8 protein-coding genes and 1 pseudogene are annotated in these 10460 nt (G+C 65.4%); 5 read left to right on the top strand and 4 right to left on the bottom strand.

The genetic code is table 11. The features are described 5' to 3' along the window. Together AC1D1Y_RS20205 and AC1D1Y_RS20200 are read left to right on the top strand one after the other, a co-directional pair. Positions 1-992: pseudogene (locus tag AC1D1Y_RS20205) on the top strand (SARP family transcriptional regulator); the annotation flags it as partial. 50 nt (positions 993-1042) lie between these two features. After that, on the top strand, positions 1043-1504 hold the full coding sequence (locus tag AC1D1Y_RS20200; RefSeq protein WP_477683908.1) for a DUF2917 domain-containing protein: 462 nt from the start codon (positions 1043-1045) through the stop codon (positions 1502-1504). A gap of 67 nt (positions 1505-1571) precedes the next feature. Here the strand turns inward: AC1D1Y_RS20200 and ssb are convergent, their stop codons facing one another. After that, a complete protein-coding gene (ssb, locus tag AC1D1Y_RS20195) occupies positions 1572-2072 on the bottom strand; it encodes a single-stranded DNA-binding protein (protein WP_411885621.1) in 501 nt (166 codons plus the stop codon). Between the two features lie 54 nt (positions 2073-2126). Beyond that, a complete protein-coding gene (locus AC1D1Y_RS20190) occupies positions 2127-3359 on the bottom strand; it encodes an MFS transporter (protein WP_477683907.1) in 1233 nt (410 codons plus the stop codon). A 210-nt stretch (positions 3360-3569) separates the two neighbouring features. Here AC1D1Y_RS20190 and uvrA point away from each other — a divergent pair, with 210 nt between their 5' ends. Together uvrA and AC1D1Y_RS20180 are read left to right on the top strand one after the other, a co-directional pair. Next, entirely contained in the window at positions 3570-6641 is a 3072-nt protein-coding gene (gene uvrA / locus AC1D1Y_RS20185; protein WP_477683906.1) for an excinuclease ABC subunit UvrA, read from the top strand. Between the two features lie 77 nt (positions 6642-6718). Beyond that, the gene (locus tag AC1D1Y_RS20180; protein ID WP_477683905.1) at positions 6719-7648 is read left to right on the top strand and encodes a DMT family transporter; all 930 of its coding nucleotides are present in this window, start codon (positions 6719-6721) and stop codon (positions 7646-7648) included. A gap of 20 nt (positions 7649-7668) precedes the next feature. Here AC1D1Y_RS20180 and AC1D1Y_RS20175 read toward each other — a convergent pair whose 3' ends face one another. Both AC1D1Y_RS20175 and AC1D1Y_RS20170 read right to left on the bottom strand, forming a co-directional pair. Beyond that, a complete protein-coding gene (locus AC1D1Y_RS20175; protein ID WP_477683904.1) occupies positions 7669-8409 on the bottom strand; it encodes an N-acetyltransferase family protein in 741 nt (246 codons plus the stop codon). Positions 8410-8672: 263 nt separating this feature from the next. Beyond that, positions 8673-9146, bottom strand: coding sequence for an Lrp/AsnC family transcriptional regulator (locus AC1D1Y_RS20170; RefSeq protein ID WP_007867295.1), 474 nt, complete (start codon positions 9144-9146; stop codon positions 8673-8675). Between the two features lie 117 nt (positions 9147-9263). On the opposite strand from AC1D1Y_RS20170, the gene hppD reads away from it, so the two are divergent. Beyond that, complete coding sequence (gene hppD / locus AC1D1Y_RS20165) at positions 9264-10424, top strand: 4-hydroxyphenylpyruvate dioxygenase (protein WP_477683903.1); 1161 nt, start codon at positions 9264-9266, stop codon at positions 10422-10424. Positions 10425-10460 lie beyond the last annotated feature (36 nt).

The raw sequence follows: 10460 nt of genomic DNA, 5'->3' as shown, positions 1-10460 counted from the left end.
CCATCGTCGAGGCCGACGCCACCGGCGACGCGGCGCTGCGCGCGCGTGCCCGCGTGGCCCTGGGCGGTGCGCTGGTGCATGCCGCGCGCGGGCGCGACGAGGAAGGCGCCACGGCGCTTCACGAGGCGCTGGAAGTCGGCCGTGATGCCTCGCCGGCGCTGGCCGCGGCGGCCTGCCGTGAACTCGGATACGTCGAGTTCCTGCGCGGCCGCTACGAGCGCACGCTAGCCTGGCTGCAGCGCGCGGCGCCGCKGGCCGGCGGCGACCGCGCGGAGCAGGCGCGCATCGCCACCGTGCACGGCTCCGCGCTCAGCGACACCGCGCACTACGCGCCCGCCATCGCCCTGCTGCGAGAGGCCGAGGCGCTGGGCGCCGCCGCCGGTGACCCCAGGCAGCGCGCCTATGCGTTGTCCATGCTGGGCCGCGCGCTGCTGCTGCACGGCGAGCTGGACGCCGCCGCCGACGCCCTGGACCGGTCGGTGGCGCTGGCCCAGCCGGGCTGGACCGCTTTTGTACCCTGGCCGCAGTCGCTGCGGGCCGAAGTCGACCTGCTGCGCGGCGACGTGGAGGCCGCCGCGAACCGTTTCGAGCATGCCTTCGCGCTCGGTTGCCAGATCGGCGACCCATGCTGGGAAGGCATTGCCGGCCGGGGGCTGGGACGCGTGGCGATGGCGCGCGGCGAACCGCTGCGCGCCGCCGAAATCCTGGTCGACGCGCTGGCGCGCTGCGTGCGCCTGCCCGATGCCTACCTATGGGGCAAGGGCTATGCGCTCGACGCGCTGTGCGGCGTCGCGGTGGCAGAGGCCATGCCCCAGGCCTCTGCCTGGGTCAACGAGTTGCAGGACCTCGCCGCGCGCAGCGGCATGCGCGAACTCACGGTGCGGGCCTGCCTGCATCGCGCGGCCCTGGGCGACAGCGCGAGCGCAGCCGCGGCGAAGCTGCTCGCCGGCCAGATCGACAACCCCGCGCTGCACGCCCTGGCCGGGCTTTGACACCGGCGACGCGCGGCACTCCCGCGCGGCAATATCTCAAAAGGCTCATGATGAATGCAAAACCCAAGGGCGCCGTACGTCACGGCGCAACCCGTCACCTGGCGCCCGGCCAGGCGCTGCGCCTGCCCCGGCGCGGTGGCGAACTGACGGTGCTGCGGGGCCGGCTCTGGCTCACGCGCAACAACGACCCCGGCGACCACTTCATCGACGTCGGCCAGCGCGTGCGCCTTGGCGACCACGAGAACGCGGTGATCGAACCGGCCGGAAGCTCGCAAGGCGTGATCCTGCGCTGGGAGCCCCGCCGCGCGGGTTTTACCGGCGCCTGGTTTGCCCTGCCCTTGAGCGGTGCGGCCTTCCTGGCCTGGATGGCGGCGCGTGGCTTCGCCGCGCTGGCGCGCAACGCGGCGGCAGGGGCCAGGCGCGCACGCGGCTGTTGCGAGATCACTGACCGCCACGCTGTCTTCATTGCCCTGGAAGGCGGGGCGGCGCGGGAGCCGGGCCGCCGGTCCTGAAAGAAAAAAGGCCCGAGGCGTCAACGCCTGGGGCCTTTTGTTTCGTTGGCGACTTGCGCCCTGCGGGTCAGAACGGGATGTCGTCGTCCATGTCGTCAAAGCCGCTGGCCGCCTTGGACGCCGCAGGCGCTTGCCGTGGTGCGGCTGCGGCCGGCGCACGCGCGGGTGCGGACTGGCGCGGGGCTTCGTAGCCGCCGCCACCGCCGTCGTCACCGCCGGGACCGCCCATGCCCTGGCGGCTGCCCAGCATCTGCATCTGGTCGGCACGGATTTCGGTGGTGTACTTTTCGATGCCGTCCTTGTCGGTCCACTTGCGCGTGCGCAGCGAGCCTTCCACATAGACCTGCGAGCCCTTGCGCAGGTACTGGCCGACGATTTCGGCCAGGCGGCCGTTGAACACCACGCGGTGCCATTCAGTGGCTTCCTTCATTTCACCGGTCTGCTTGTCCTTCCACTTGTCGGTGGTGGCGATGGTGACGTTGGCGACCTGGTCGCCGCTCGGGAAGCTGCGCATTTCGGGGTCGCGGCCCAGATTGCCGACGACGATGACTTTATTGACGGATGCCATGAGGGGTTCTCCTGAGCTGATCTACAGAGCGGGGGCCCTGCTATTTATGAATGGCTACAGTTTAACTGGCCGGCCCGGCAAGGCCTCATCGCCCGGGGCTGCCATGGCCGAATGCCGCCCGGGCGCGCGCATGGGCCAGGCCACCAGCAGCCAGGCCAGCATCAGGCCGCCGCACAGCAGGAAAAGCCCCTGGGCGCCGTGCGCCTTGGTGACCCAGCCGCCGACCGCGCCGCCGGCAAAAAACCCCAGCGATTGCAGGGTGTTGTACACGCCCAGGGCCGCGCCGCGCGCATGCGCCGGCGCCAGCCGGGAGGCCAGGCTGGGCTGGGTGGCCTCCAGCACGTTGAAACCGCAGAAAAACAGGAACAGCAGCGCAGCCAATGCGGCCAGGCCGTGCGGCGCCGGGGCCGATGAGGCCGCCCACAGCAGTCCCAGCTGCACCACAAAGACCAGGCCCACGGCGCCCAGGAACACCGCCCGCAGGTAACCGCGCCGCTCCAGCGGGAACAGCACCGCGCCCATCACGACAAAAGAGGCCAGCACCGCCGGCAAGTAGACCTGCCAGTGGCCGGCCTTGTCCAGCCCAGCCGCCACCAGCAGCGCCGGGATCGCCACCCACATGGCCAGCTGCACCGCATGCAGCACGAACACGCCGAAATCCAGCCGCAGCAGGGCCGGGTCTTTGAGGACTTCGAGCAGGCTGCCACGCGGGCGATTCACGTGCTCCACGGGCTCGGGCGGCACCCACCAGGCGACCACCGCGATGCCGGCCAGCGCCAGCGCGCCGGTCAGGGCGAACAGGCCGTGCAGCCCGATATAAGCCGCAAGCAGCGGCGCGACCAGCAGCGAGAGCGCGAACATCAGTGCGATGCTGCCGCCCACCAGCGCCATGGCCTTGGTGCGCACCTCATCACGCGTGGAATCGGCCAGCAGCGCGGTAACCGCGGCCGAAATGGCGCCCGCGCCCTGCAGCGCGCGGCCGGCGACCAGCCAGTTCAGGTCTGGGGCCCAGGCCGCGATGAAACTGCCCAGGGCAAATATGAGCAGGCCGGAAATAATCACCGGTTTGCGGCCCCACCAGTCCGAAGCGATGCCGAAAGGAATCTGCAGCAGGCCCTGCGTCAGCCCGTATATGCCCATGGCCAAGCCGACACGCGCCGGATCATCGCCGCCGGGGTATTTGRCCGCCTCCAGCGCGAACACCGGCAGCACCAGGAACAGGCCCAGCATGCGCAGCGCAAAAATCGACGCCAGCGAGGCGCTGGCGCGCCGCTCGGTGGCGGTCATGGGAAAGGACACGGGGGAAGATGGCACGGGCACGGGAGTAAAACAGGCAAAAAAGACGAAAAAGCGGGTTAAAAGCGGCCCAAGCCGGGGCGGATCGGGAGTTTGGGCGCTACGGCTCGGCAAGCCCGGCCGCCTAGACCTTGTACAGACGGCTATTGTGCTTGAAACGGTGCTTCGGTCTATGATGGAGAGTTTTGCGGCTGCCACATCTTGAACTCTCCCGACGACAGCAAATACCTCGCCTCCCAGGCCGCAGAAGGCCGGCACGTGGCGGAGCCCGCCCAGGGCCGCTACCTGGCGCAAGCCCTGGCGGCCCAGCGCATCAGCGTTCGCGGGGCGCGCACGCACAACCTCAAGAACATCGACCTGGACATTCCGCGCAACCAGCTGGTGGTCATCACCGGGCTGAGCGGATCCGGCAAGTCGTCCCTCGCCTTCGACACGCTGTACGCCGAGGGCCAGCGCCGTTACGTTGAAAGCCTGTCGACCTACGCGCGCCAGTTTTTGCAATTGATGGACAAGCCCGACGTGGACATGATCGAAGGCCTGTCGCCCGCGATCTCCATCGAACAGAAGGCCACCTCGCACAACCCGCGCTCGACCGTGGGCACGGTGACCGAGATCCACGACTACCTGCGCCTGCTGTTCGCGCGCGCCGGCACGCCGTTCTGCCCCATCCACGACCTGCCGCTGCAGGCACAAAGCGTCAGCGAGATGGTCGACACCGTGCTGGCCCTGCCGGAAGACACCAAGCTGATGATCCTGGCGCCGGTGGCGCGCGACCGCAAGGGCGAGTTCGTGGACGTCTTCGCCGAAATGCAGTCCCAGGGTTATGTGCGTTTTCGCGTCGACGGAACGGCTTATGAGTTCGACGACCTGCCCAAGCTCAAGAAAACCGAGAAGCACAACATCGACGTGGTGATAGACCGCATCAAGGTGCGGGCCGATTTGCAGCAGCGCCTGGCCGAAAGCTTCGAGGCAGCGCTGCGCCTGGCCGACGGCAAGGCGATTGCGCTCGAGATGGATACCGGCAAGGAACACCTGTTCAGCGCGAAGTTCTCCTGCCCGGTCTGCGACTATTCGCTCAGCGAGATGGAGCCGCGGCTCTTTTCGTTCAACTCGCCGGTGGGCGCCTGCCCGACCTGCGACGGCCTGGGCCACATGGAATTTTTCGACCCGGCGCGCGTGGTGGCTTTTCCCTCGCTGAGCCTGGCCAGCGGCGCCGTGAAAGGCTGGGACAGGCGCAACGGCTACTACTTCTCGATGCTGGAAAGCCTGGCCAAGCACTACAAATTCAACATCGACACGGCCTTCGAGGACCTGCCGGACAACGTGCAGCAGGTCGTGCTGCACGGCTCGAGCGACGAGGAAATCAAGTTCAGCTACGTGATGGACTCGGGTAACTTCGCCGGCAAGAAAATCAGCAAGAAGCACCCCTTCGAAGGGGTGATCACCAACTTCGAGCGCCGCTACCGCGAGACCGACTCCGCCGCCGTGCGCGAGGAGCTGTCTCGCTACCGCAGCGTGCAGCCCTGCCCCGACTGCGAGGGCACGCGCCTGCGCACCGAGGCGCGCCACGTCTACCTGGTGAGCGCCCCCGAAGGCGATGCCCAGCCCCAGCGCAAGGCGATCTATGAGATCAGCCACGCCACCCTGCGCGAGAGTTTTGAATACTTCAACGTCCTCAAGATGGAAGGCGCCAAGGCCGAGATCGCCGCCAAGGTGGTGCGCGAAATCGGCCTGCGCCTGAAATTCCTCAACGACGTGGGCCTSAAYTACCTGAGCCTGGACCGCAGCGCCGAAACGCTGTCGGGCGGCGAGTCACAGCGCATACGCCTGGCCTCGCAGATAGGCTCGGGCCTGACCGGCGTGATGTATGTGCTCGACGAGCCCAGCATAGGCCTGCACCAGCGCGACAACGACCGCCTGATCGGCACGCTCAAACACTTGCGCGACATCGGCAACAGCGTGCTGGTGGTCGAGCATGACGAGGACATGATCCGCGCGGCCGACCATGTCATCGACATGGGGCCGGGCGCCGGCATCCACGGCGGGCGCGTGATGGCTCAGGGCACCTTCGACGAAGTCAAGAACAACCCCGATTCGCTGACAGGCAAGTATTTGGCGCAGACGCTGAAAATCGCCGTGCCCAAGCGCCGCACACCCTGGCTGCCGACGGTGAAAGCTGTGGAAACCGCCGAGAAGAAAAAGGCTTCGCGCTTTCCGCAAAGCCCGGCCGCCGAACGCCGCGCCGCGCGCGAGGCCGTGCACCAGGCCACGCTGGGCGACATGCAGGCGCTGCGCGTGATCAATGCCACGGGCCACAACCTGAAGGGCGTGAGCGTCGAGTTTCCCGTGGGCCTCTTGACCTGCGTGACCGGCGTTTCCGGCTCGGGCAAGTCCACGCTGGTCAACGACACGCTGTACACCGCCGTGGCCCGCACCTTGTACCGCGCGCACGAGGAGCCTGCCGCGCATGAAGCGATTGAAGGCATAGAACACTTCGACAAGGTCATCAACGTCGACCAGTCGCCGATAGGCCGCACGCCGCGCAGCAACCCGGCCACCTACACCGGGCTGTTCACGCCGATACGCGAGCTGATGGCCGAGATGAACACGGCCCGCGAACGCGGCTACGGCGCGGGGCGCTTTTCCTTCAACGTCGCCGGCGGCCGCTGCGAAGCCTGCCAGGGCGACGGCGTGGTCAAGGTCGAGATGCACTTCCTGCCCGACGTCTATGTGCCCTGCGACGTGTGCAAGGGCATGCGCTACAACCGCGAAACACTGGAAGTGCAGTACAAGGGCAAGAACATCGCGCAGATCCTGGACCTGACGGTCGAGGTCGCGGCCGAGTTCTTCAAGGCGGTTCCCGTCATCGCGCGCAAGCTGCACACCCTGCTCGACGTGGGCCTGTCCTACATCAAGCTGGGCCAGGCCGCGACCACGCTGTCGGGTGGCGAGGCGCAGCGTGTCAAGCTCGCGCTGGAGCTCAGCAAACGCGACACCGGCCGCACGCTTTACATCCTCGACGAACCGACGACCGGCCTGCACTTCGCTGACATCGACCTGCTGCTCAAGGTGCTGCACCAGCTGCGCGACGCGGGCAACACGATCGTCGTGATCGAGCACAACCTGGACGTCATCAAGACGGCCGACTGGCTGGTCGATATGGGCCCCGAAGGCGGCGCCGGCGGCGGCACCGTGGTGGGCGTGGGCACGCCGGAAGACATCGCGGCCAACCCGGCCAGCCATACGGGTCGTTACCTCGCGCGCCTGCTTTAAGCTTTTTGTCGCCTCTTCCTGGGCGCATGCCGCGCCCGGGCCGCGCCTTTCTCTCCTCTTTTCATGAGATCCCGGTTTTGAACAGCTCCACGTTTTTCACCCAACGCAAGGTCGTTTTCCTTCTGGCCTCGCTGTGTTGCCTGCTCTGGGGCAGCGCCTACCCGGCGATCAAGAACGGCTATGCGCTGTTCCACATCGCTGCCGATGACATTCCATCCAAGCTGGTGTTCGCGGGCTGGCGTTTTATTTTTGCCGGCCTGGTGCTGCTGGTGTTTGCCCTCCTCAGCAAGAAGCCGGTGTTCCAGCTGGACCGCCGCACCTTCGGCCAGGTCACGCTGGTGGGCCTGACGCAGACCAGTGTGCAATACGTGTTCTTCTATATCGGCCTGGCCTACGCCACGGGTGTGAAGAGTTCCATCATGAACGCGACCGGCACTTTCTTCAGCGTGCTGCTGGCGCATTACATCTACAAGAACGACAGGCTCAGCTTCAACAAGGTGCTGGGCTGCGTGGTGGGCTTTGCGGGCGTGATGGTGGTGAACTTCAGCGAAAGCCTCTTGAGCTTTGATTTCACGCTGCTGGGCGAGGGATTTGTGGTGATCGCCGCCTTTGTGCTGTCTGCCGCGAGTATTTACGGCAAAAAGGTCTCACAGCGCGTGGACTCCGTGGTGCTCACGGGCTGGCAGCTGGCCATAGGCGGCCTGGCCCTGCTGCTGATCGGCTTGGCCACCGGAGGGTCGCTGACGGGCTTCACCGTCAAATCTACCCTGCTGATGATTTACCTCGTGGCGCTGTCGTCGGCGGCGTTTTCGCTGTGGACGATTTTGCTGAAGTACAACCGCGTCAGCATGATCACGGTGTTCAACTTCATGGTGCCGATCTTCGGCACCATGCTGTCGGCGATGTTCCTGGAAGAGCGCTTCCTGGAGTGGAAAAACGGCTTGGCCCTGGTGCTGGTCTGCTATGGGATCTGGCTGGTGACCAAGGAAGAGAAGACTGTCGACTGAGCCGGCCGGAGCCAGGGCAACTACATCGGCATGCGGTCCCGCCCATCCCGGACGCCCTGCCGCACTTCCTGGATCGCGCCCAGCAAGTCCCAGAACTGCTTGGCCTGGACTTTGAGGCGGTAGTCGGTCTGGGCGATCTGCTCTTCGACCATTTCGGTCATGCGCGAGTCCAGGTCGGCCGGCGGCAGCTTGAGGTAGGCCTCGCTTTCGGAGCCGTCGCGCACGATGGTGGCGCCGGCCTTGCGGGCGATGTTGAGCATGGCGGTGTTTTCGCTGAGCGCATGGATGAACATCATGTCGACGCCGTCGTTGCGGGCGTGCATCACGGCGCGGTCAAACAGGCGCGAGCCATAACCCCGGCCGCGGGCCTGGGCCAGCACCGAGACGCCGAACTCGGCGCAGCTCTTGAGATTCGGGTCGGTCGAATGCGCCAGGTGGGCCATGGCGATCAGCTGCAACTTGCGGTTGTAGATGCCGAAGATCTCGTCGCGGTCGAAGTTGAGGCCGTCGACATAGCGGCGGATTTGCTCGTCATTGGCCGAATAACCGAAGCGCAGATAACGGTCGTGTTCATCCAGGGCCAGCAGGTGGGCGGCGATGCGTTCCCCGTGGCTGGGGCCTATGGAGCGGATCGGAACCATGACGGGCTGGACGCGTGGGGCGGCAGACGTCTGCGGCGCGCGCGTCTCGGCTACAGGCGGGCGGAAAAACTCCTTGCTCGCGTTGTAGGATGCTTTTAACAGTGTGCTGGGTGAGACCATGGCTTCAATATAAGGGTTTTCCCTAGAATTCCCAGTCTAAGGGCTTCTCCGGGACCTTCAATAGGGAGACCTGCCAAAATCGCCCAAGACTGCCGATTTATCGCAAAAACAGGGCCTAGTGAGCTATAAAAATCATAGCGAATTGGCGTCAGGGATGAAAATGTTGCAATGCAACAACACAACCCAAACCACGTTCCTGCCAAATCCAGCACACAGCCATTGGCTACCCGCTTGTTGACGCAGGCCTGACTCGCCTCACGCCCTCACAAAGGCACGGCCGTGGTCGCCTTGACCCGGTCCAGCACAAAGCTGGTTTTGCAGTCCTGCACGCTGGGGTGCTTGAGCAGGGTGTCCATGATGAAACGGCTGTAGTGGGCCATGTCCTCGACCAGCACGCGCAGCAAATAGTCCATCTCGCCGGTCAGCGCGGCGCATTCGGCGACCTCGGGCCAGGTCTGCACGCTGGCGCGGAACAGGTCCATGGGGTTGCGCTTGTGGCTTTCGGTGTGCTTTTCGAGGCGCACGTTGAGGTAGGCCGTCAGGCCCAGGCCCACGGCCTCGGGTTTAACCAGCGCCACATAACGATCTATGACGCCGCTTTCCTCCAGCCGCTTGACGCGCCTGAGCACCGCGCTGGGCGAGAGGCCCACCTGTTCGGCCAACTGGTCGTAGGTGGCGCGGCCGTCGTCCTGAAGTTTGCGCAGGATCTGGCGATCGAGCTTGTCGAGTGTTTCCATCCCGCTTATTTTGCAGGTTTACTGCGTCAAAGGCAATTTGAACGCCCTGTTTCGCAGTAAAACTGATGCCGGACGCCGCTAAAGTCCCATGCATAGCCCACCATTTTGGAGACACGCATGAACGCACGCACCGACGCCGCCCTGAACTTTGAACAAGGCGCGGCCTGGGACAACCCCATGGGCACCGACGGCTTTGAATTCATCGAGTACGCCGCGCCCGACCCGGCCGCCATGGCCGCGCTGTTCGTGCGCATGGGCTTCAAGCCGATTGCCAAACACCGCCACAAGAACGTGACGCTGTACCGCCAGGGTGGCATCAACTTCATCCTGAACGCCGAGCCCGATTCCTTCGCGCAGCGTTTCGCGCGCCAGCACGGCCCCAGCGTCTGCGCCATCGCCTTTCGCGTGAAGGACGCCAAGTTCGCCTACGAACGCGCCATCGCGCTGGGCGCCTGGGGCTACGCCCACACGGCGGGCCCGGGCGAGCTCAACATCCCGGCCATCAAGGGCATAGGCGACTCCATCATTTATTTCATCGACAAATGGCGCGGCAAGAACGGCGCGCAACCCGGCGACATCGGCAACATCGGCTTTTACGACGTGGACTTCGAGCCGTTGCCTGGCATCGATAGCGACGCGCTGAACCCTGTGGGCCACGGCCTGACCTACATCGACCACCTGACGCATAACGTGCACCGCGGCCGCATGGACGAGTGGGCCGGCTTTTACGAGCGGCTGTTCAATTTTCGCGAAATTCGCTACTTCGACATCGAAGGCCAGGTCACCGGCGTAAAGAGCAAGGCCATGACCAGCCCCTGCGGCAAGATCCGCATCCCGATCAACGAAGAGGGCAACGAAAAGGCCGGCCAGATCCAGGAGTACCTGGACCGCTACCAGGGCGAGGGCATACAGCACATCGCCATGGGCAGCAACGACCTGTTCGCCACGGTGGACGCGCTGCGCGCCAGCGGCGTGAAGCTGCTGGACACCATAGACACCTACTACGAGCTGGTCGACAAGCGCATCCCGGGCCACGGCGAAAGCGTGGCGGACCTGAAGAAACGCAAAATCCTGGTGGACGGCAAAAAGGGCGCGCTGCTGCTGCAGATCTTCAGCGAAAACCAGCTGGGCCCCATCTTCTTCGAGTTCATCCAGCGCAAGGGCGACGACGGTTTCGGCGAAGGCAACTTCAAGGCGCTGTTCGAGAGCATAGAGCTGRACCAGATGCGCCGCGGGGTGCTGGCGGACGGAAAGACGGGCGGGAAAGCGGGCGAATAAGCGGGCGCACAATAAAGCTTCCTTTGACCCACCTCT

This window comes from Polaromonas sp. P1_G1, from assembly GCF_056405595.1.
The sequence above is the reverse complement of the archived record's forward strand: the minus strand, read 5'-3'. Positions and strand labels throughout refer to the sequence as shown.